The organism is Erythrobacter sp. BLCC-B19 (assembly GCF_028621955.1).
GTDB lineage: Bacteria > Pseudomonadota > Alphaproteobacteria > Sphingomonadales > Sphingomonadaceae > Erythrobacter.
Map to the genome: position 1 here is coordinate 613,422 of NZ_CP117516.1, position 23,133 is coordinate 636,554.

Consider the following 23,133-nt stretch of genomic DNA (forward strand, 5'->3'; position numbering starts at 1 on the left):
TAAGATTTAATTTTTTGCCATTTAACATTTGATATTAAAACAAAATTCGACGAATCTAGGCGGACTCCGTCTCCGCCACCTTTTGCATCAGGGCGACCAAACGCCAGCGGGCGCGCGGTGTGCCGTTTGTGGGTGGCTGCCTCATTCTTTCTGACACTTGCCGCGGCGTGGCTGGACACGCATCAGCCCATGCCAGCACTGGCAGACGGGAAGAGGGAAGCGACCAGACATGACGATCAGCACCGAAGCGTTGGAGATGGCCGCGCGGGTCGAGGCTTTTGTCCGGGGCACAATCTTTCCCTACGAACAGGATCCGCGCCGCGACCACCACGGCGCGCCAACCGATGAACTCGTCATGGAAATGCGCGAATTGGCGCGGGCGGCAGGGGTGCTAACCCCGCATATCCGCCCCGACGGCAGCCACTTCAACCAGCGCGAGACGGCGGTGATCCTCATCAAGTCGGGGTTGACGCCGCTCGGGATGCTGGCCTGCAACACCCAGGCGCCCGACGAGGGCAATATGTACCTGATCGGCAAGGTCGGCAGCCCCGATCTCAAGGAGCGCTTCCTTACCCCGCTCGTCTCCGGCCATGCGCGTTCGGCCTTCTTCATGACAGAGCCTGCCGAGCTCAACGGCGCGGGCGCGGACCCTTCGATGATGATCACCACCTGCCGCAAGGATGGCAACCACTGGGTGGTGAACGGCAAGAAGTGCTTCATCACCGGCGCGGAAGGCGCGAAGGTCGGGATCGTGATGGCGAAGTCGGAAGACCCCGACAGCGCGGGCGGCGCCTGCATGTTCCTCGTCGACTTGCCCGATCCCGCGATCCAGATCACCGGCGTGCCGAACACGATCGACAGCTCGATGCCCGGCGGTCATGCCGAGATCACCATCGACAACCTGCGCGTGCCCGCCGACCAGATGCTCGGGCAAGCGGGCGAAGGGTTCAAATACGCCCAGATCCGCCTCAGCCCAGCGCGCCTGTCGCACTGCATGAGGTGGCTGGGTGGCTGCATCCGCGCGCAGGAGATCGCGACCGATTACGCCAACCGCCGCATGGCCTTCGGAAAAGCCCTCATCGACCACGAGGGCGTGGGCTTCATGCTCGCCGAGAACATGATCGACTTGAAGCAATGCGAGCTGATGATTGATTGGTGCGCGGGCGTGCTCGACACCGGATCACTGGGCACGGTCGAAAGCTCGATGACCAAGGTCGCGGTATCCGAGGCGCTGATGCGGGTCGCCGACAAATGCGTCCAGGTGATGGGCGGCACGGGTGTGACCGACAAGACCATCGTCGAGACAATGTTCCGCGAAATCCGCGCCTTCCGCATCTATGACGGCCCGACCGAAGTCCACAAGTGGAGCCTCGCCAAGAAGCTGCGGCGCGACTGGAAGGCGGCGCAGGAGCAGTAGCGACCGGGCCCTGCGGCCTATTCCCAGTTCTCCAGATAGTCGAACCTGAGGCCGGGGCGCGGGGTGGAAGTCGTGATCTCGCGGTCGCGGCCGATCCAGAAATGCGCCGTCCCGTCCGATCCGATGGCATAGCGATGAACCCGGCGCACCCGGAGCGGGGTCAGCGGGATCTGCTCTTCAGCGACGCTTCGTGCTTCCCTGACGATCAGCGAACGATATTGCGGCGCGGCATCCGAGGCCTGCGCGTCGGTGCGACCTCGGCGCAGCACAATCTGCCCGGATAGCGCCGGCTGCGGATCGATCTGGCGCGGCACATAGGGGATCCATGCACGGGCGGTCTCGGACGTAAGCCGGAACTCCGGCGCACCGCTGGCCGTGGCGCGCGGCCCGCCGCCTGCCGCTGCCACGTCATTGCCGGTGCCGATGGCGCGCCCATCCGGCCCCTCGATCTGCCGCTCCCACGCCCACACCAGATTGGCGCTTTCATCGCGCAGGAACCGGACTTCCTCGACCTCGTCGTTCTCGACCACCTGCAAGGCGACATTGGGTGCCATCAGCACAGATCCGTCCAGTCCCGCCGTCTGCCCCTGCCCGTCGATGGCGAACATCGCCCAGTCAGCATCGGCCCGGTCATCGACGATCGGATCAAGCGGGGTCACCACGCCGAAACTGTCGACCACCCGCAGCGCCGCGATCTTGCGCAGGCTGCCAGCCCGCATCGGCGCCGGGATCAGATACCAGTTATCGACATCGACAAAGGAAAACTCCGGCAGCAGCATCGACAGGATATTGGGTTCGGGATCTTCGGGCGTGTCGAAATAGGCGTCCCCCTCCTCGAAGGCCCACCAGCGCGGGTCCGGCGAGCCCGGAAAGCGCAAGCGGTTGGGGATCATGGTCATGCTCGTCACCGCGCCCGGAGGCGTTGCCGACCGGTGCTGCTTGGTCAGACCGAAATCATGCCAGTCGAGCGCGCGCCCGTCATACTCGCTTGCAGCGAACTGGTGGCCGCGGGCCGACAGGCCGAATTCATACTCCAGCGCCAAGGCGTTCCACGCGGGCGCGCTTGGGGTGCTGCCGCCGGTCTCGGCCTCGATCAGGAAATCGAGCGGCACAGCCGGATCGACCACTGCCCCGCCGCCGCCTGCAAATTGCAGCGCTTCGAAGGCATATTCTTCGGCATCGGCATGGATTTGCACCGGACGGCCACCGTTCTCGGCCTCGAATTCGCCGGTCTGCCACTGGCGGGCGAGGAACCACAAGGGATCCTTGACCCGCGCCTCAAGCGCCTCGCGAATGTCGGGTGTGGTGTCGATGGCATGGAGCCGCTGGGTCTTGATCGGTTCGACCGGCATGGCGCTATTCCTTGATCCGGGTAAAGCCGCTGCGCTGGGCCAGGCTGGCGGTAAATCGGGCGTCGACCGGAAGGCTTCCCGGCACCGCCTGAAACACTCCGTCGAACCCCAATCCGGGCCGGATCTTGGTCCACAGCATGGCCGCTTCGGGAATGCGCGGGGTCGGGGTTCCCGCGCCCTTGAACGGCACCTCATTGGTGCCGGGGTGGAGGGTGTGCGGCTGGACCTGATCGTGCACCGAAAGCGCGCGCACCATCATCCAGACGATCGTCTCCTGCACCATCGCCGCCGCCCGCTCTTCGCTCCAGGGCTGCTGGCCCGTGCGCGGCGGGACGCACAGGATGAGGCAATTGGGTGCCTCGCCCTGCGGGCTGTCGTAATTGACCGCGACGGCGGCATTCTGGGTCTGGCTGGGGCGTTGCTCGCTCCAGTCATCGACCACGAAGCCGCTGAAGTGGCTGCGTTGACCGGGCTTCGCATCGCCCGAAAGGAACAGGCCGAAGTGCTGCACCGGGGGCTCGACGGCCGCATCTTCCGCAGCATCGGGCGGGGGCACGGCCTTGCTCGAAACCGGGAAGGCCTGCCACTCGGCAACCCCGGCCAGCAGTGCCGCTGCATTGCCGAGAGCTTTACGCACGGGTGCAAACCGGGCGAGCGCCGTCGCGGTCGGGATCGGGGCTTCGAGCAAGGGCGCGACGGCATCGGAGCGGGCAAACACCGGCGCGAGAGGCACGGCCTCGCCGTCGAGCGCAGCCCGGATCGCAGCCGTGAGGTCGCCGAGCGCGGCGCGATAAGGTGCAACGACCGCGCCCGCTGCGCCTGCCGCGTTCGCCAGCGCCCGCGACAGCCCGGTGGCCTTGTCGTGGAGCTGGGTCTCGATCGCGATCACCCCGCTTTCTGCATCCCACAGATTGCCGCGCATATCGCCTACGCTTTGCAGTCGCAGCGCCTGCGGAAGGCCGTATCCGGCCCCATCCCAAAGCGCCGCCTGCAAGGTCGACCAGCGCCGCCGCAACCGTGCTGCCAGCGCGGCCTGTTCGGCCTCGGTCAGCGTGGCAGTGTTCGCTTCAGCCGCATAGGCATCTCGGAAAAACTGCGTGCGCGCGGCAACAAGCGTTTGCGCGTGCGCTTCGACGCGCAGCAGCAGTGCCTTGGCACGGGCCGCCATATCGGCCGTGGCCGCCGCCCAGACCGGCGCCGCCACAGGCTCGCTCAACGCATGTCCAGGATCGGCTGCGGCATTGAGATCGGCAGGGTCGAGACAGCGCGCCGATTGCCCGATCTTGCGCAACCGCTCGGCCTGTTCGGTCAGCTTCAGCCGGGTTTCCAGATCGCTCGTGTCGAACTGCCAGATCACCTCGGCCGCCAGCGCCGCCGCTGTCCCCTCCTGCGGCAGCTGGCCGAGGGCGGCAAAGGGCTGCGCCCCCTCGATCCAGCCCCTGCGCGCCAGATGCCCGGCGCGCGCCTTGATCTCGGCCAGCCCGCCGACCACGAGGTCGATCGGCTCCAGCCCAAGGTCGGCAGCCAGCCCGTAGCGCTGGCTCACGGCCGCCTGCGGCGGGTCGACTATGCGCGCAGTCACCTCGACATAGGCATCGCCGAAAGTCGGCATCAGCGCCTGCGCCATCGCCGCAAAGGCCGGGTCTGCAACGCCGCGCCGTGCCGCGACGGGCTGCGCCGGATCGACCTCTGGCAGCAACAGCACCACGCGGTGCTCGGACCCATGCCCATACCGCTGCGTGCGCAGCACCGCCGGTCGGCCCGGCACGCAGCCGCCCGACAGCACATCGAGCCACGCCGCCGCCGCATCGACCGATCCGGCCACGCGCTGGTGCACCGCTTCGGCCACAACAAGGTCGCTCAGCGCATCAAGATCATTGCTCAACGCCCGGTGCAGTCCGGCGCGGACGGCATTGCCCGTCGGCACCGGCCCGCTCACAAAGCGCAGGCCGTCGAACAGCCGTTGCGGGGAGGGATCGGAGCCGCCCGCCAGCAGCGGGAAGGCCTGCCGCATCGGCAGAATCTCGCCCGCCCCCCGATTGTCGCGCAGCCACCGCTCCCCGCGCAGCCCGAGCGCTTCGGCAAGGGTCTGGCCCTTGCGCAGCATATCGAGCAGCTTGAGCGCCCGGTTGGCGCGTTCCGACCGCAGGTTGATGGCAAAAGCCCCATCCGCGCGGTGACGCAGATAGGCCGAGCGCATGACCGCCGCCGAAGTCGCCTGCGCAACGCTGGGCGCCTGAAGATAGCCGTCATGCTGGCGCGTCACCCCGGTGGGGCGCAGCTTTCCGATCATGCCATACCAGCCTGCATGAAGGCTCTGGTCGCGGCTCTCGGCGCGCACGGCACGCAGCCGCGCATAGGCGAGCCCTGTCGCCCAGGCATCGATGCGGTGCTGGAACAGGTCGAGCGTTTCCATCATCAAGGTATCGAGCAGCGCCGCCCCTTGCGGCCGCGCCGCCACCCCCTCAAGGTGCTTCAATGCGGCCGCAAAGCGCGAATTTGCTCTCTGCATCAACGCCTTTGCCCGCACGTCGATCCGGGTCAGCGCGCCCGCTGGCGCCTTGCCGAGCGCTTCGACCGAAAAGCCGAGCACTTCCTTCGTTTCCTGACGGGCGCGCTTCTTTTCCGCTGCACTCGCCTTTTCGAGCGCGCCGATCCGTCCGCGCGTGCGGGTGCCGGTGCCGGGCACCGGGCCGATGACATAGGCGGTCGTGTTGAGCGTCAGGCTCAGCCGGGCGAGGCGATAGAGCATCGGCCATTCCGGCTGCGCGCTGGTGGGATCGGGGAGCGCCTTGATCGGATCTTCCCGCAAGCGCCGCAGATAGGCTTCGGGCTTGTATTCGGGCTTGCGGCCCAGAACGTGCGGGCAGCCGATCAGCTCGCCCTTGGACACATCGCCGGTCGAGACATCCAACCGCACCGAGGCCCGGCTGCGCTTGAGGATCTCGTCCAGCTTTTCAGACGCCTGCGGATCATCGGGCGCAATCCGCAGGGCCGTGGCTTCGGCCTGCCTGACGGCAAAGGGCCGCAGTTCATTGACGCGCCCGGCCATGTAGGTTTCAACCGCGGCGCGCACTGTCCCGGCGCCCGGCCCCTTGTCGGGCCGCAACTCGCTGGTCAGCGTCATCGGCACGATGCCGTAGGCGCTGTTGCCAAAGCGCATCGGCGAGAGCGCGCCCCGCGCCACGGTGGCAGCGGCCAGCGCGTCGAGAAACTCGGTTTCGTCCACCCCGTCGATCGCCGTCTCGCCGTCCATCGCCCCGTCGAGCAAGGCCGGGCCAATCACGTGCATCATCGCCTGCGCATCGGCGAAGGCCGGGTCGGCGGCGTTCACCAGCCGGTCGAGCGTGCCGGGCGGCAGGCCGAGCGCTTCGGCCAGCAGCCCGGCCGCGCCGCTTGCCGGAACGGCCCCGGTCGGCGCAAGCCGCGCAGTCTCGGCCACGGCATCGGCCACCTGCCGGCGATAGCCGGTGGTCGCGGTCGGGGAGTTGTTGGTCGGCGCATCCTGCGCGAGAATCTCGGCCTCGCCATTGGCGATGCGATCACGCAGCAGTGCATCGACCTCGGCCTCGGCTGCGCCCTTGTGCAGGCCCACGGCCACGATCCAGTCGGCATCAAGAGCGGCCTTGACCTTGGCCTGATCGGTCAGGCGCAGGCCCATGCCCTCGGCAATGGCGGCGTTGAAATCGGTCAGCCATTCCATCGCGTTGATCTGGCCGGGCGCATAGGACACCGGGCCCGCCCCGCCCGCAGGCCCACCGGCCGAGCCGTTGGCCGGGATCGGCGCACCTGTTGCGAGCGGGGTCAGGGCACCGTCCTTGATGGCATAGAGCGCGACGCGATCAGGCAGCGCCGCGATCCGCCCTACCCGCGCCGCCCAGTCGGGATCAGCCGCATCGTTCATGCTGCGCATCAGATGCACGGCCCGCACCAGCCCCACCGCACCGGCAAAGGACTGCCACGCCTGATTGACCCGCTCATCGCTCAGATCAGGCCACGCGCGGGCAGCATCCGCAGCCAGAAAGGCATCGCGGGCGGCGATTTCCTCGGGCGTGATGGCGGCCACGCCGGATTCGGAGAAATTGCTGTCAGGATACCAGCGGAACCAGATGTGGTCTTCGGTTTCGGTCTTGCTCTGGACGAGCCCGGGTCTTGCCTCTTCCTGCGCGCGCCGCACCTTGGCCGCATGGGCGGCGAACTTCGCGCGTTCTGCGGCCGTGCGTCCGACCGGCGCTGTGCGCGCATTCTTGATGAGGCCTACCGCCTCCGCGCTGTCGAGCACCGTCACCGGCTCCTTGCGCCGCACCACGCGGTATTCGAGCCGCATCGGGAACAGCAGCAAGGGGTCGACCGACTGGAGCGCGGCCTGCACCAGACCGGGATCGATGGCGATGCCGGGATTGATCACCACCCCCGGTCTTGCCGGATTGCGGATCACCCTGCCCCCGATCACGGTCGGATCAAGGGGCATCGCGGGCGTCGGTGTCGGCGCGGGAGAGGGGGTGGGGGCTGGCGTCGGCGAGGGCACCACGGTGCCGGGCCGGACGATGGTCGGGCGGAGGATCCCTCCGGGGCGGCGCGTCGGCGGTCTCATGGCAAAATCCTCGTGAACGGCACAACCCCGGCGAGCGGTTTTTGCCAGAAGCTGCGGGCAAGGCTCGCCGATGTCTTGCCCGTGCCCCACAGGTCGGCTCCGGCCAGCGGCGCAAGGGTGCTGCGGAAATCGACATAATCGGACGCGCCGATCGTCATGTGCTCCCAGGACAGCTGGTCCCAGTCCGTCAGCGCTGGGGCCGCAGGCGGGCGGATCGCCAGCGCCGGGGCGGGCGGCATCAGCCGCTTGTCGATGCTGCGGTGCTGCATCGCAAAGGGCAGGCTGCGCGCGCCGAGTGCCAGCCGTTCATGGCGCACCTTGGCCGAACCCACATCGAGCCCGAACCGCAGCCGCCCCATCGGCTCGTACATCACCAGCCGGAAATGGCCGGGGTTCTGCAAGACCCGCGCATTGGGCAGATCGAACCCGACATACATCAGATCGCGCGAGGTCTTGCCGAAGAAGGCAGCCTCGTAATCCGTGCCCTGCCCCGGCGCCCACTGGGCCGCCGCGCTCTCGTTGATGACGATGTGCGGCAGGCCGAGCTTGCGCACGATGTCGCCCTTGATCGCGATCACCAGCGCCGGATTGCCGTCGGGATTGGCCGGATTGGGATTGCTGCCCAGCGACGATACCCAGCTATGGATCGGCGCAATGTCGGCGCTGGCGGTGTCGTCAGGCGCTGCGGCGCGGTTCCAGAACCGGTCAAAGATCGTGCCGCGCATATCGGCCGGGAATTCCCGCCAGCGCAGCTCGTCATTCATGGCGTGGTTGGCTCCGACCATGAAGGCCTCGATAAAGGCCCGGTTCTCGGCAAAGATCGCCACCGTGTTGTCCGGCAGATCGCCGATCCCCGAAAGGATCGCGCCGCGCGCCACGGCGGTCAGCCGGTCAGCCAGCGGCACGGGAATACGCGGCGAACGCCACACCGGAGCAGGCACCTGCGCTTCAGCCTCGGACAGGCCGCGGATCAGAAAGTCCGCCTTCAGCCCGGGGAGCAGTTCCACCGTTCGCACAGCCGCAGCGGCGAAGGTCGCGGCGCTGAACGCGGTAACCTTGAAACCATGCTGCATCGGCCGCTGCACCTGCACTTCGGGCCCGAAGCGCTTGATGAACAGCCCGGCCACCTCGTCGGTGAGCTTGCCATCTCTGATGAACGGGGACGCCGCGGGCGCCAAGCCCTTGGCCGTGTCCGGCGCGTCCCGATCGCCCTTCATCGCCGGGGCCGGGACGACGCAGCCCGCCCCTCTGGCCGCGCCCGTGCCGCTATCGGCCGCCACGCGCACGGGGCGCTTTGATGCCAGTCGTCGCAAGCCAATCGAAGCATAGGCCGCGGGCGAGCCATGGCTCGCGAGCGTATCGGCGATGGTGAGCCCACCGTCGCGCTTGTCGAGCGCAACATAGGGCTGCAACGGCTCGGCGAGCACGGTGACGATATCGGGCGGCAGCTTGGCGAGGTGCTTCGCGCTCAGCCGCTGCGCCAGATCATGGGCCAGCCCGAGCTGCCGGAGCGCCTGATTGGCCTCCTGCAGGCTGTCATACTGATCCCATGCATATTGCATGAAGGTGTCCTGATTCTCCTCGACCACCCGCGCACCGAGCGCGGCGGCATGGCGCATCTTGAGATCGAGGTTGACCCGGTCGAACCACCGGCCCTGCGCCGCGCGTGCGGGCTGCACCCCGGTCTCCAGCCGGAACCGGAAGCCATAGGGCGGGAAGGCGACGAGCGGGTCATCATCAGCGTCAGCCCCCTCGCCCGCGATCACTTCGGTGAGCGTGGCCGCCATCGCCTGGGCCAGCGCCGGATCGGTGTTGTAGCCTTCGGGCGAATGATCGGCCTGCACCAAGGCGGTCTGGATCTCGAAACTGCGGCTCGGGCCGGTGTTGTCGGCATAGTAGCGCGTCCGGTCAGCCAGCGCCCGCTGCGGCGCGCCGGGCTCGTCATCGGCATCGGCCCTGAAGGCGCGCAGCTTGCGCAGGAGCTGTTCGACATTGGCACCATCGTCGGTGGTCAGTTCGCTATGAGCGTAATAGGGCAGTTCCACGGATGCATTGCTGCCGAATGTCCATGCGAAGGTGTCAGCCACATCAGGAGCAACCGTCTGCCCGAGCCCTGCGAGCCGCCCGGCTTCGTAAAGGGGCACCACAAACAGCTGATAGCGCGTCCGGGGGGCGAGCCTGCGGGCGCACAGCAGGCGCGAGAAGCCGTTGCCCGGGTCATCCGCGAGCATCTGGGCCGCGCTGCGGCTGCCTGCGTCGTCCATGTTGACCTGCACATGAGCCGTCGCCCAGGCCTGCGCCGGATCGGGCAGGCTGCGCGCGGCCGACTTCACGAGGATCCGCGGCAGGGGCGCCCGCCCCTGATCGAGCGCCTGCACCTCGTCATCGGCCAGCGCCAGCAGCGCCAACCAGGGCGTAAGCCGGGCGGGATTGCCGATCGTCAGCGAGAAGCGCCACGGCAGGTCGACGTCCATGAACTCGACGAAGGGGAAATAGCTCGGCTCGAACCCGCGCTGGCCCGGCTCGGGTTCCCAGCGGATGATCTGCGCCGCAGCGATCCCCGTGACATCGCCCGGCCCGCGCAGGCTGACCGGCATCGGCACCGGCGCGCCCTGAACCGCGCCGTCGCCCAGCACCCTGACCTCGAAACTCGACGTGAGCCGCACCCCGCTGCGTGCTGTCTGGCTGGCGATTGCGGTGCGCGCGTGCGGCAACAAGCCAAAACGACCGGCCATCAGATCCTCCCCCGCACCGCCGCACCGGCGACATATCCTTGCACTCTGTCATTGGCGAAGCGGCTCGATCGCTCGGTCTCGAAGGCCATCGCGCCAAGCGTGGTTCCCCATGCCGGTTCGCGTTCGAGCAGCTCGGCCACCGATACCTTTGCGCTGACCGCGCGTTCGACCACGTCAGCCGAAACGAAGCCCTGCGGTGCCACGGCGACCGGCGCGAGCGCGCTGTAGACATCGGGCAGCCGGGTCGCGGGCCGTTTCGACAGGCCATAGGCCTCGCGCGTGTAACGGTCGGCAAAGGGCTGCTTGATCGCAAACCGCGGGTTGATGCGGGCAGGCCTCGGCACCTCGGGATCGGCCTCGATCTCGATCACCTCATAGGCATAGTCCTCGATGATCGGCGTGGCAGCCGACAGCGTCAGCGACGAGGGCGCGACTTCGAAGCCGGCCTTGTGTGTCTCGAAGCTCGGTAGGCGCAGGCGCGCGGCATCGTCGGTGGCGAAGAAATGGCTCCGCACGAACTCTGCCGTCTCATTGGTGAGCGTCTGCTTCTGCCCGCCGAGCAGGACTTCGAGATCGACCTTGCGCGGGCCGGTCACCACCGCCTCGCCGATCTTCTCGATGGCAAGGTTCAGCGGCACCGCGTTCTGGAACAGGCGCATCCCACCGGCCGGATCGATCAGCACCGCGCCGGCTTCGGCAACGGCGAAGCTGACCCCGCCCAGCCGCCCGGTATCCTCGACCGGCGTAAAGCCGCCCGATTTCTCCAGCGCATTGCGCAGCTCCGCCACGGCGCTCACCTGCGGCAGCGCGATTGTCTGCTTCTGCCCCCAGGTGTGGGTGATGCCGAAATCGACGTCGATCCCGCAGATCGTCACCCATACCTTGCCCGAAATGCGGAAGGTATTGGGCCCCTGCAAGGACAGGCGGAAACCGAGCGAGGCGCGCTCCTTGCCGTCGACCAGCAGCGAAAGCCCGCCGGCCAGCATCACATCGAAGGCAAAGGGGTTGAAATAGACCAGCGCGTCGAACGCGATGAACCCGCGCGCGGCGACCTGTCCCAGCAGCCAGATATCCGGCCCCTTGGCGTAGAGATCCGCGCGCGCGCCAAACATCACCGCATTCAGCGCAATCGCCTGATAGGCCGACAGCGTGATCTTGGGGTTGTTGGTGCCGAATGCGATCGACAGTCGCCGCAGTTCCGGCAGATTGGCAGGGCGCGGATAGCGCGGGTGGAGGCCGCCGAAGCTGGCGATATGGGTGATCCCCTGCCCCCAGCCCGTGCGCAGCGCCATGTCGCCTGTCACGGTAAAGGCCAGCACGCGGCTGCCCTCCAGCGTGGCGTCGAAACTCACCGTCCCGGCGGTGAAGTCGATCTCGCCGAAAAACGACAGGTTGAGCGCCACCAGCGCGACGTTGCGATCGGGCAGATTGAGGCCCATGCCGCCGAGGATCAGCAGCCGGAACTCTGTGCCCACTTCGAGCACCACGCCCAGCTTGATATCGATGATCTGCGGCACGCCCCAGCTGATCCGCGCCACCGGGCCGAACAGGTGCTGCCCTTCGCGCGGCGGCAGGATCGCGGCAAGGTCATCGAGGATGGTCACCGCGCTGGCAATCGGGTCGACCGGGAACAGTATATTGTCGAGCCGCCCGGCAAACAGCACCTCGCGCAAGGCGTCGGTGTCGATCGTGCGGTTGATGCCGATCACCCCGCCAAGACCGCTCAGGAAGAAGCCATAGCCCAGCGGCACATTGATGTCGGCGAACAGCGAGGCCGCCAGGCTGAAGCCCGACCGGCCGCCCGGCAGGCGGGTGTTGAGGATCGCGAAGGCACTCAGCCCGAAGCTTGCAAACTTGAGCGCCAGCGCACCGCGATACTCATCCTCGCGCACGCTCAGCAACCCGCCGCCCTTGACCACCCCGGCATCGAGTGACAGCGCGTAACCCGTGGGCGGGATGAAGGCGAAGCCCAGATCGTATTTGCCCAAGAGCCCGTTGCCCGCCGGCGCGGGGGTCACTGTTGCGGAGACCCCGATATTCTCGGCATAGGCATAGACCGGCCCGATGGTGAGATCGGCCGTCAGCATGAAATCGATGCGCGTGTCCTGCGACCAGTCCAGCGCGAGCGTCGCCTCGAAGATGTTGACCGGCCCGAGCGCAAGATCGAGCGGCACGGTCACCGTCAGCGAAGAGCCGCTCTCGAAATAGACCCCGCGCCCGGTGCGCCAGCCCAGCAGGATGTCGCCCGCGTCGATTTCGACCGGTTCGGGAATGACCGTGGACAGCAGCCCGTCCTCGCCCATGTCAATCGTGACCGCCAGCCCTTCGACACCTGCTGCAACGAACAGATCGCCAGTGCCGCTTCCCGCGCTCGCCGCCGTGATCGATCCGCCGACTGTCCCAAGGATGCGGTCGACCCGGATGTTGGTGCCGCCCTCCGCGCCGATCAGGAATGTCGGGGCGCCGTCAGCCTGCTTGTAGAGCGCACTGATCTCGAACTGCGCGTCCACCGCACCGCCGACCTTCACATCCAGACCGTCCGGCTGGATGGTGACATAGGCCCCGCCCGTGCCTCCCACTCCGGCCTTCAGCCTGAGATCCAGTTCGGGACTCAGCGGGATGGTCATGTCGTCGCCGCCCCGCGCATAGGGCCCGACGGCCAGCCCCAGATCATCGGGCTGCGCCAGATCGCCGAAGGGCAGCAGCGACAACCCGATTTCGTCCCGGAACTCGGGGGTGCCATCGGGACGGAAGCCGGCAAAATCGTCCTGCCTGAAGGGCAGGTTCATGCGCAGTACTTCATCGCCGCCCGCGCCTTGCAGGAACTGCGCCTTTTCCGCCGCGCTGAGCGGTTGGTTATAGACGATCGCCAGGTGGGTTGCCCGCACGATATTGGAAATCTTGGTGATCGCCTTGACGTGATCGAAGGCCTTGGGCTGCCCGCCGGAAGGGGTCGGCCCCCAGCCATAGATTTCGTGCCCCCATTGCCGATTGTCGCGGAAGAACAGCCCCAGCACGTCCCAATTGAGCCGCACCGAAGTATAGGCCACATCGCGCCCATCCGGGTCCGAGGGCTTGGGCTTGATCGGCTTGGTCGCCAGCACCCCGAGAGCGTCGAGCACCGTCAGGGAAATCGGTGCGCGCGAGAGCATATAACGGTAGCACAACCGGTCGAACAGCTCGTCAAAGAAGTCCGCCGGATCGTCGACGACGTCGGCAAGGGCGGGCAGCCCGTCGAGATCCTTGATCCGTCCCAGCAACGCCCCGAGCCTGGCGAGCATATCCGGACCGCCCGTCACCACATCCTCAAGGCTGTCCAGCAGCGTCGGGTTCATGCCGCCCAGCGCATTCTGCAGCTGCGTCGTGTCGACGGCGGTGGGATCGTAGCCCATCTCGGCCAGCAGCGCGCGCAGTTCGTCCACCGATTCGGTCGCCGCGATGATCGGCGAGACGAAGTGCAGCGCTTCGGTCACAAAACCGACGAGGACTTTTGCCATGGGATCGCTGGGCATGACTTGCTCCCTCAGTTCAGGTTAGAGAGCGTGCGCAGCCGCGCCCGCGTGACAACATCGATAACGCCCTCATTATGCAGCGCTTCGATCAGCAGATTGGCATTGGCAGGCAATTGCACCTGCAACAGCGCAGCGGCATCGAGCATCCCGAAGCCGCGCCGCGCAGCATCCCAAGGTGCCTGCGCCCCGGTCACCGTCTGCGTTGCCGCCGAATGTTTGAGCGCCCAGCGAAAGGCGTGAACCATCAGGTGCTTGCCAAAGCGGGTGATGAGATTCTGGCGTCCATGATGCGCCTGCCAAAGCGCGCAGGCCCCGGCGGTAATTGCGGTCGCATAGGAAGTGCCGTCGCTGCGATGAACGAAATGATCGACCCCGCCTTGGCCATTCAGCACACTGCGCGCGCTGAAGGTCTGCACGCCCGGCGAGGTAATATCCACTTCGATGCCGTAAAGTCCGGTATTCAAGGGGTTGCCGTGAACGTCGCAAGCGGCGCAGCAGATCGTATTGATATCCGACCCGGGATAGGCCGGCCCCCCGATGATCCGTGCTGCCCGCGCCTCGTTGGCCAGCAGCAGTTCAAGAAAGCGCAGGTACCGGGCAATCTCTTGTGCGCTTCGCCCAGCAGCTTTGGCCTTTGCCACCAGATCGTCGCACAAGGCCTTCATCGTGGGGTAGCTGCTACCGAGGGCAAGGCCGGTGAAGTCGGCCACTACCTCGACAATTCGCGCAACCCGGGCCGCCTCCTGCGCCGCTGCGCTTCCCTGGTTGGCGGTGCCGGCAAGGCTTTCGGCTGTCTGAGCCCAGCCTTCGAACAGCGAATGATGACCCTCCACGGTCTGCCCTGCGGCAGCGCAGACGATGATTCCGGCGTCTGCCACCGCCCCGATCGCCTGTTCGATCACCGCATATTTCAACGCCTCACCGGCAGCCATTCCAAGGCTGATCGAAATGACCCCGATGCTGGAATCGGTCTTCGCCTTATCGAGGATATAACGAAGACCTGTCGCCATGTTGTTGGCAACGATCGGGTCGACCATGACCGAATCCGTCACCCGTACCGGCAAGTATTGCGCTTCGGGCGCGGTTCCGATGATGTCGATGCGGTTCGCCCCGAGCCCCTCGGCGACCTGCGGCGCCGTCACCGGATATTGGGGCGGGTTGTTCCCGGGATTGGTCGCCGGCGGAACAGCAACCGGGCTCATGAACAGGCTCGCCGTCGAACAGCCGTGGCTGGGGTTCAGCCCGAGCAGCATATCGATCCCGTTATCGGGAAAAACGACCCGCGCGGACGCTCCGGCGGTGATCTGCACCGAGTTGCTGGTCACGACAATTCCGGCGCCGATATGGACGTTAAGCGTCTGCTCAAGATAGGACGGGAGGTTCTTCAGTGAGAGGTAGGACGGGGCCGGGTCGGTAAAGGTGCGGGCGTCCTGCGTCCGGACCCGGCCGCCGTGCATCAGTTCCGGATGCAGCGTGTAGCCGGTATCGAGATGCGCGATGGTGATCCCCGCGCCGCGCTGACCCACGCCGCCGGTCAGGTTATGCGCCCCAGTCTCCCCGCCTTCGTTGACAAAGCGGCTGAAGCGCAGTTCCCACGGCTCGTTCGGCTTGTCATGCGGCTGAGCCGCCGTGACCGGTATCGGATTGGGAGCGCCTGGAGCAAAACCTACGGCCATCGGAAAACCTCACGATCGAAGATCAGAGCCGTTTCCCGATAGCCACATCCGTCCGTTGGACGGATCACGCGCGCATTTTCAGGATAGAGCCCACCACGTTACGACCGTGTGATTTTTATGCCCTTATCATCACCTCGACCCACCAAAGCAGATTGGCGAAATGCGACAAAAAACAGTAATTTCGTGTTAGCTTACGCGCCCACCTGCCGATGACCAGCGTCAGAATGACTTGGGCTGGTCAGCACGAATGAAGAACTTTACTTGCGGTGCGGGCCTGCCTTCATCCGCAATTGGCAGCAGCGCAGCCCGCCCCGCCCGCCTGCGCAACATCAGATCCGCGCGCTGATGCTGCGCTGCCAAGTGCGGCAAGGCCTGCCCGACAAGTTTAACTGCCCCTGCCACCATGAGTTTGCGTTTGACACCCTGCTAACGAGTTGCCACGTTTTGCCCAAGGGGCAAGCGATTCCATTATGTTGCAAGGGGCAAGTCAAAAAGCCGAAGGATTTGCCGCGCCAACTCGCTCGGGCTGGCAACGCTTGCGTCGTGTTGCTGTCATAAGCGCAGCTTTACTTGCCGCGTTTCTTGTCGCTGTTACCGTGTGGCTCTGGTGGACTGTCCCGATCGCGGCCTCGGCGCAGCCGATGGTGCCGGGCCGCCTGATCCTGCTGACCCGCGAGGGCGTGCCCTTTGCCGAGGCCGGTTACCGGATGGATCGGCCGGTGGAGGTGGCAAAGCTGCCCAAGCACGTCGCGCAGGCCTTTTACGCGATCGAGGATCGCCGCTTCCCGAGCCACATCGGGATCGACCCCATCGGCATCGGCCGCGCGCTTTACAACAACCTGACCGGCGGGCCGCGTCAGGGCGGCAGCACGATCACCCAGCAGCTCGCCAAGAACGCCTATCTGCGCGATCCGGAGACGGGCAATCCCGATCCCGGCTACGGCCGCAAGGCGCGCGAGGCGGCGATTGCGGTATGGCTGGAGATGTGGCTGACCAAGGATCAGATCCTCGAACGCTATCTCTCGATGGTGCCGTTCGGACAGGATGTTTACGGGTTGCGCGCCGCCTCGCTCCACTATTTCCGCCGCCAGCCGGAGCGGCTGACGCTCGAACAGGCGATCATGCTGGCCGGGCTGGTGCAGGCGCCGAGCGCCTATGATCCGGCGCGCAACGAGGCCAAGGCGCGCAAACGGGCAATGCGGGTGGCAGAGGCGATGCAGGCGGCCGGCTATCTCCCGCCCGGCCGGGATGGCCTCCCCGCCATTGCCGAACTCGATATCCGGCGCGATCCGCCCCAGAAGACGGGCTTCTATTTCTCCGACTGGGTGATGGCCGATGCGCGCGCGATGGTCGGGCGCGAATATGCCGAGCAGCGGGTCACCACCACGCTCGACGCACGCCTCCAGATCGCCGCGCAAGAGGCCATCCGCGCGCTGCCCTATGACGGGGTCGAAGCCGCGCTGGTGGCGATGCGCCCCAATGGCGAGGTGGTGGCGATGATCGGCGGGCGGGATTACAGCCGCTCGCAATTCAACCGCGCAACCAGCGGCAACCGCCAGCCGGGATCGACCTTCAAGCTGTTCACCTACCTTGCCGCACTCGAGACCGGGATGCGTCCCGGTTCGCTGGTGTCGAACGCCCCGATCACCGAGGGCGATTATCGTCCGGCCAACGCCAATGGCCAATATGGGGGCGAAATCAGCCTCACGCAGGCCTTTGCCTCTTCAAGCAACGTCGCCGCGGTGCGCCTGTTCGAAGAGGTCGGGCCTGACCGGGTGGTCGATATGATGCGCCGCTTCGGGATCACCGGGGCGGTGGACATGAACCCCTCGCTGGCGCTGGGCACGATCGGTGCATCGCCGATGGCGATGACGGCGGCCTATGCCGGGGTCGCGGCGGGCAAGGCCGGGGTGGTGCCCTATGGCCTGCAACCGGTGACCGATGCGCAAAAGGAAGACCGCGCCGCCGCTGCGCAGACCGCCGAGCCGCTCGAAGAGCAGGCGGCAAGCGATATGCGCGCGATGCTGCGCGCGGTGATCGACGGGGGCACCGGCAAGGCGGCCAAGCTGCCTGTCCCCGCCTATGGCAAGACCGGCACCACCCAGAACAACCGCGACGCCTGGTTCATCGGCTATGCCGGCGAGCTGGTGGTGGGGGTATGGCTCGGCAATGACACCGGCATCGCCAACCCGGAAATCTCCGGTGGGGATGCAGCAGCGCGGCTGTGGCGCGACTTCATGCTGCGCGCGATCGCAGCCGACCGGCTGATGATCCCCACGGCCGGTGCCGATCCCGGCGGCGCGGCTGGTCGCGGCAGCAACGGCGGCGGCGGCGGCGGCAGCAGCGGCGATGGTGGCGGCACAGCGGGTAACGGCAGCACACTTCCCGCCCTCCCGCCCCTGCGCGGCGACGATGGGCGGACGGTCGAGATTCCGGCCACCGGAACCCCCTTCCGCCCCGTTTCCAGCACGCGCGGGATCGACTCAAGCGGCAATGGCGTGCCCCGCACGCTCGACCAGCTTGAGGCGGAAAGCCGCCCGATGCCCGGCAATGCCATCGGCGTGCCCTCAAGCGCCGGGTTCGAGGGCGGAGGCGAGGAAGCGCTGCGGCGCGCCCGGCGCGAGCTTGAGGACATCAGCGCCGGGCAGCAGCAGCCCTCCGGCACGCCCCAGCGCCTGCCCTTGCCCACCGCGCAGCGTCCGCCGCCATCCACCATCGTCCAGCAGCCGCAGCGCCGCAGCAGCCGCCGCGATACCGGCGACGAGGACGAGGATTTCACCATCGATTGCGGCAACGACTCATGCTGATCCCACATCTCTCCCCACCACCGGGCGCAAGCCTGACCCGTCGACAAGCGAGGACATGATGAAGCGACTACTGCACGTGTTTCTGGGTGTGCTGGCCCTGATCGGCCTTCATTCTGCCGCAACCGCTCAGGCGCTCGGCCAGCCCAAGGTTGCGGTCTACAATTTCAGGGACCCCAACCAGACCGGCCTTGGCGTCCAGATGCGCGACATGATCAGCACCGCGGTGATCAACAGCGGCAAGTTCACCGTGATCTCGCGCGATTTCGCCTCGGCCGAAGAAGAAGCCCAGCTGGCCCGCGCCGGCAAGACCACGCGCGGGGCCAAGGGGGTCAAGCCCAAGGCGGAGTCCTTCGATTACTCGATCGAAGGGTCGATCACCTCGGTCCAGTTCGGCGAGAAGAAGGACGTCACCGGCGCCGTGCTCGACGGCCTCCTGCTGGGCGGCAAGGGAGTTGCCGGCGGCTGCGTGGCGGGGACCTTCTCGGTCAGCATCGACGTGGTGGTGAAGAACATCGGCTCGCAGGAAATCCGCTATGCCGCGAGCCTCACCAAATCGCTCACCAGCGAATGTCGCCGGGCCGGGGGCGCGGTCGATTATCCGGTGGTGATGCGCGCCATTGCCAATGATCTGGCCAAGGAATTTGCGCTCAAGATCGTCCCGATCAAGGTCATCGCAATCCAGGCCGACGGCGGTCTGGTGTTTAACTATGGCGACAGCATCCTGCCTGCGGAAACCTATGTGAAGATCTTCGGCCCTTCGGAGGAAATCCTTTCGGATGGCAAGATGCTGACGATGGACGGCCCCTTTCTGGGCCGGGTGAAGATCACCAACGCCAATGCCGAAACCGCGCGCGGCGCGATCGAGGGGGAAGCGGGCCAGATCACCGTCGGCGCGACCGCCAGCATCGATGCCAATCAGGAACCGGGGAAGACCGACAAGAAAAAGAAAAAGCGCTGATGCCGCGCGGATCAGGCCGCAACCCGCCCGGTTGCGGCCTGAAGCTTCAAGGACGTGAAGCCCCTCTCCACTCGAAAAGGATGCCAGCCATGATCCGCAATCTTCGTTCAGCCACGCTCGCCGCCATGCTGCTTGCAGGGGCCACCAATGCCGAGGCGGGCTCGCTGTCGGTGGGCAAATGGACCACCGAAGACAGCTGCCGTTACATCGTCACCGAATGGGAGCGCGAGGTCGGCGTAGCCGCAGGTTCGTCGCAATCGGCAGGCACGGTGACGCGGACGCCCTACGGCACCAGCGCCGCGCGCCAATCCTCGAGCGAAAGCAGTTCGGCCTATCTGCGCGAATGGGGCACGATCCTGAACGAGATCTGCACCCAGAACTTCCCCCGCATCCGCACCACCATGGCATCCGCCCTTGCCTCCAACGGCTCGGTCAATCCGGGCGACGGCACCTATTCGGTCGACGGCTTCCTCACCGACTTCGGCTACGAGAACAATTCCTACGACAGCGATTCCACCTCGGAAGCCAATGACAACATCCTTGTCAGCGTCAGTTATCAGGTGCGCGATGCCAAGGGGAACATCGTCTATGGCGGCGCGCTGACCAAAAGCTTCAACGTCTCGACCATGATGCAGACCGGGAACGCGACCTTCCAGAAGTCGCAATCGGGCCGCACGGTGTTCTCGCAGCTGCAGGAGGAGCTGGGCTATGCCGTCGCAAGGCAGATCCTGTTCCATTTCGAACCCTTGCGCGTCGTTGCCAATGACGGGCGGGCGGTGGCCTTCAACTACGGCCCGCCGCTGATCCCGATGGGGGCTGCGATCATGGTGTCGGGCGAACGCTCGCTGATGCCCACGCGGCTGGTGGTGACCGGCGCCCTGCCCGGCCGCGCGGTTGCGCAAAGCCCGGTGATGGCGAGCGTGGCAGACGTGACGATCGGCTCGGCCGCCTTCTTCGCGGAGGAGGAAGACCCCTACGCCGACCAGTCGTCCATCCCGAGCGTGGAGCTGCCGTGATCCTATAGACAAAAGGGAAGAAGGGAACGACCAGTGCGGTGGTTGCTTCAGATTTTGGTGCTCTTAGCGCTCGCCCCCACTCCGGTTCAGGCGCAACGCCGGACAGCGGACGAATGGCTCGAGATCAACCTGAAGGCTTGCGAAGAGGCATTTCAAAGCCGCAAGCGTTACAAGAATGTGCGAGATACGGGCCAAAGCGAAACGATACGCCAACAGTGTATTGCTTCGGCCAGAAAGCGTCATGCATCCGAAAAGGCGGCTGAACAGCGTGCCCGCGAGCAGCAGCAAGCGCAGGAGCGCAAGCGTGCCGAGGCGCGGGCACGGGCAGGCTTACCTGCGGGTGACCCCCGATAGGACGCCCTTCAGCACAGCGCCCGTTCGCGCGCGATCATCGCGGCGTGGGTGCGGTTCTTGGCGCCGAGCTTGCGGCAGATCAGCTTGACGTGGAGCTTGATGGTCGGCTCGCGCAGGTCGAGGTCGCGGGCGATTTCCTTGTTGGCCTGCCCGGCGCACAGCCCGGCCAGCACCTGCTTTTCGCGCGGCGACAGGCCTGAGGCGGTCTCGGCCGGTGCCTGCGAGGGGCGGTGCAGGTCGATCGGCATATAGGTCTCGCCGGCAGCCATGAAGCGGATCGCGTTGACCAGCGAGCGCGCGGGCAGCGTCTTGGGCAGATAGCCCGCCGCGCCTGACGCCAGCACCTGTTCGGCCACCCCCGGCGGGGCAAGCCCGCTCATCAGCGCCACCGGCCGGCCAAAGCTCGCCGCCAGCGCGGCATCGAGCCCGGCATAGCCATCCATCCCCGGCATCCCGTAATCGAGCACCACGAGATCATAGGGCGGCGCGGCCTCGGCAATGCGGGCGAGTGCGGTGGGCAGATCGGCGACGGTATCGACCGCAAAGCCGCCCTCGGCCTCGAGGTAGGAGCGCAGCACGTCGCGCAGCAATTCGTGGTCGTCGGCTATCAGGATACGCATCAGGAATTCCTCTCACGCGCCGCCGCAATCGCCCCCGCGGCGGCTGTGGCGAGCCGTGCGGCGCTGGTGGGCTTGCCCAGAACGCCATCGAACACGCCCTCCGGCCCCTGGTGCAGCTGATGCACGCGGGGGAGCGCGGTGAGCAGCAGGATCGGCAGATCGCTGCGGATCTTGCGCAATTGCTGGGCAAGTCTGGCGCCGTTCATGGCGGGCATATCATAGTCGGTGATGACCAGATCCCAGCCTGCGGGATCATCCTTCAGCGTGTCGATCGCATCGTGCGGATCGATGCAGGGGCCGACTTCGACCCCCAGCCGCTCAAGCATCGCGGCCAGCGTATCGACCACCGCAGGATTATCGTCGACCACCAGCACCGCCTTGCCGACTAGGCCCGGGCCGGAGCGCGCCGGCGCATCGCCGCCGTCAGCCGGATCGGCGCTGGCACTCGGCTGGAGCGGCCACCAGATCTCGAATTCCGTGCCGCAATCGGGCCACGACTGGATCGCCAGCGCGCCGTTATTGCTGGCGATGATCCCCGCCACCACCGCAAGGCCAAGGCCCGTGCCAGCCTCGCCCTTGTGGGTGAAGAAGGGTTCGAACACCTGTTCCAGCTCTTCCGGGCGGATGCCCATGCCGGTGTCGCTGATGCGGATCAGCGCGGCGGGCACCTGCGGCAGCGAGCCGAGCACCAGCTTTCCGGTCGGCTGACGTCCCTCGGCCGCCATCACTTCAAGCTTGATGCGCTGCGTCCCCCCCGGACGCAGCGCGTCGCGGGCGTTGAGAGCGATGTTGAGCACCACCTGATTGAGCTCGGTATCGTCGGTCAGCGCCATCAGCGGCGCGGGCGGGAGGTCAAGCTCGATCCGGTGGAGCGGATCGGTGAGGCTGGGCGCAACCAGATCGCGCACGTCCCACAGGATGCGGCGCAGATCGACCAGCTTGGGATGCGGCGTCCGGCGGCCCAGCGTCAGCAGCTTCTCCACCAGCCCGGCAGCGGTCGTCGCGGCGGACTGGATGCGCAGCGCGTGGTGGCGCACGCGGTTGTCGTCGATATGGCGCAGCAGCTCCGCCGTGCCCGAGATGGCGGCGATCAGATTGTTGAAGTCATGCGCGATCCCGCTCGCCAGCTGGCCGACGACTTCCTGCCGCTGGGCCAGCATCAGCTGCTCGCGCAGCCGTGCCTTCTCGCGCTCCATCCCGCGCCGCTCGCCGACATCGCGGGTGACGCAGACGATCCCGCCTTCGGGCGCGAGCGAGAGCGCGATTTCCTGTTCGAGCGGCGCGCCATCCGCCTTCAGACCCTGAGTCTCGCCGCGCCACTGGCCTTGTGCGAAGAGGATCGGCATGACCTCGTCATTGATCCGCTGCGCCTCGTCAGGGGTGTAGAGCACGCTCCACGGCTGACCGACAAGGGCGTCCGGGTCGGGATAGCCAAACATCACCGCATGGGCGCGGTTCATGAAGATGAAGCGACCCTCGGCATCGGTCAGCGCCATGCCGTCGTCCGAGGCGTCGATCGCGGCGACCTGCCGGGCAAGGCGTGCTTCGGCGGCGACGCGCTCGGCCTCGGCCTGCTTGCGCGCGGAGACATCGCGGATGATCGCAGCAAATCCGGCAGGCGTGATGCCGTCCTCATCCTCGGGCCACATGGCAAGGCTGAGTTCGACCGGGATCTCGTGCCCGCCCTTGCACAGCGCGGGGACTTCGACCGTCTGGCCGACCAGCTTGGTATCCCCGCGCGCACGCAGCCGGGCAACACCCGCGTGATGGCCCTTGCGGTGCACCTGCGGGATGATGAGGTCGAGGCTTTGCCCCAGGGCTTCCTGCTCGCTCCAGCCGAACATCACTTCGGCGGCGCGGTTCCACAAGGTAATGCGGCTCGCCCCGTCGGCGCAGACGAAGGCGTCGGTGGTGGTCTGGGCGATCAGCTGGGCGATGCGCCGTTCCTGCCGCAGCTGGCGGTCGTCGGGCCCTTCGGCGGGATCGCCGGGAATCGGGAACAGGGTAAAATCGGGCTCAAGCATGATGATGTGCAATCCGGTTGGTTGGTCGCGTCAAACAGGAGCCTTGCGTGGTGTACGCGCACGGGGCG

Annotated in this window: 11 protein-coding genes; 4 read left to right on the forward strand and 7 right to left on the reverse strand. The window is 66.6% G+C overall.

The genetic code is table 11. From position 1 onward, the window contains the following. Nucleotides 1–229 precede the first annotated feature (229 nt). A complete protein-coding gene (locus PS060_RS02695) occupies nucleotides 230–1,417 on the forward strand; it encodes an acyl-CoA dehydrogenase family protein (RefSeq protein ID WP_273985276.1) in 1,188 nt (395 codons plus the stop codon). Nucleotides 1,418–1,434: 17 nt separating this feature from the next. Here PS060_RS02695 and PS060_RS02700 read toward each other — a convergent pair whose 3' ends face one another. The 5 genes from PS060_RS02700 to PS060_RS02720 are packed head-to-tail and all read right to left on the reverse strand — an operon-like array spanning nucleotide 1,435 to nucleotide 15,286. Further along, a complete protein-coding gene (locus PS060_RS02700; protein WP_273985277.1) occupies nucleotides 1,435–2,769 on the reverse strand; it encodes a hypothetical protein in 1,335 nt (444 codons plus the stop codon). A gap of 4 nt (nucleotides 2,770–2,773) precedes the next feature. Next, nucleotides 2,774–7,363, reverse strand: coding sequence for a hypothetical protein (locus tag PS060_RS02705; RefSeq protein ID WP_273985279.1), 4,590 nt, complete (start codon nucleotides 7,361–7,363; stop codon nucleotides 2,774–2,776). Continuing rightward, a complete protein-coding gene (locus PS060_RS02710; protein ID WP_273985280.1) occupies nucleotides 7,360–10,098 on the reverse strand; it encodes a hypothetical protein in 2,739 nt (912 codons plus the stop codon). Before PS060_RS02710 ends, PS060_RS02705 begins: the two co-directional genes overlap by 4 nt. Next, nucleotides 10,098–13,610: a DUF6603 domain-containing protein gene (locus PS060_RS02715; protein ID WP_273985281.1), complete on the reverse strand. Its 3,513-nt coding sequence runs from the start codon at nucleotides 13,608–13,610 to the stop codon at nucleotides 10,098–10,100. Before PS060_RS02715 ends, PS060_RS02710 begins: the two co-directional genes overlap by 1 nt. A gap of 11 nt (nucleotides 13,611–13,621) precedes the next feature. Further along, nucleotides 13,622–15,286, reverse strand: coding sequence for a S8 family serine peptidase (locus PS060_RS02720; protein ID WP_273985282.1), 1,665 nt, complete (start codon nucleotides 15,284–15,286; stop codon nucleotides 13,622–13,624). A gap of 596 nt (nucleotides 15,287–15,882) precedes the next feature. Here PS060_RS02720 and PS060_RS02725 point away from each other — a divergent pair. The 3 genes from PS060_RS02725 (at nucleotide 15,883) to PS060_RS02735 (ending at nucleotide 20,067) form a co-directional block, all read left to right on the forward strand. Beyond that, the gene (locus PS060_RS02725) at nucleotides 15,883–18,093 is read left to right on the forward strand and encodes a transglycosylase domain-containing protein (protein WP_273985283.1); all 2,211 of its coding nucleotides are present in this window, start codon (nucleotides 15,883–15,885) and stop codon (nucleotides 18,091–18,093) included. A gap of 55 nt (nucleotides 18,094–18,148) precedes the next feature. Next, nucleotides 18,149–19,051 (forward strand): CsgG/HfaB family protein, encoded by a 903-nt coding sequence (locus PS060_RS02730; protein ID WP_273985285.1) that lies wholly within the window; start codon nucleotides 18,149–18,151, stop codon nucleotides 19,049–19,051. A gap of 89 nt (nucleotides 19,052–19,140) precedes the next feature. After that, nucleotides 19,141–20,067 carry a hypothetical protein gene (locus tag PS060_RS02735; RefSeq protein ID WP_273985286.1) on the forward strand — a complete coding sequence of 309 codons (927 nt, stop codon included), beginning with the start codon at nucleotides 19,141–19,143 and terminating at the stop codon, nucleotides 20,065–20,067. 362 nt (nucleotides 20,068–20,429) lie between these two features. On the opposite strand, the gene PS060_RS02740 is transcribed toward PS060_RS02735, so the two are convergent. Together PS060_RS02740 and PS060_RS02745 are read right to left on the reverse strand one after the other, a co-directional pair. Continuing rightward, nucleotides 20,430–21,041: a response regulator transcription factor gene (locus tag PS060_RS02740; RefSeq protein ID WP_273985288.1), complete on the reverse strand. Its 612-nt coding sequence runs from the start codon at nucleotides 21,039–21,041 to the stop codon at nucleotides 20,430–20,432. Further along, the gene (locus PS060_RS02745) at nucleotides 21,041–23,065 is read right to left on the reverse strand and encodes a PAS domain-containing hybrid sensor histidine kinase/response regulator (RefSeq protein WP_273985289.1); all 2,025 of its coding nucleotides are present in this window, start codon (nucleotides 23,063–23,065) and stop codon (nucleotides 21,041–21,043) included. Before PS060_RS02745 ends, PS060_RS02740 begins: the two co-directional genes overlap by 1 nt. Nucleotides 23,066–23,133: the final 68 nt, after the last annotated feature.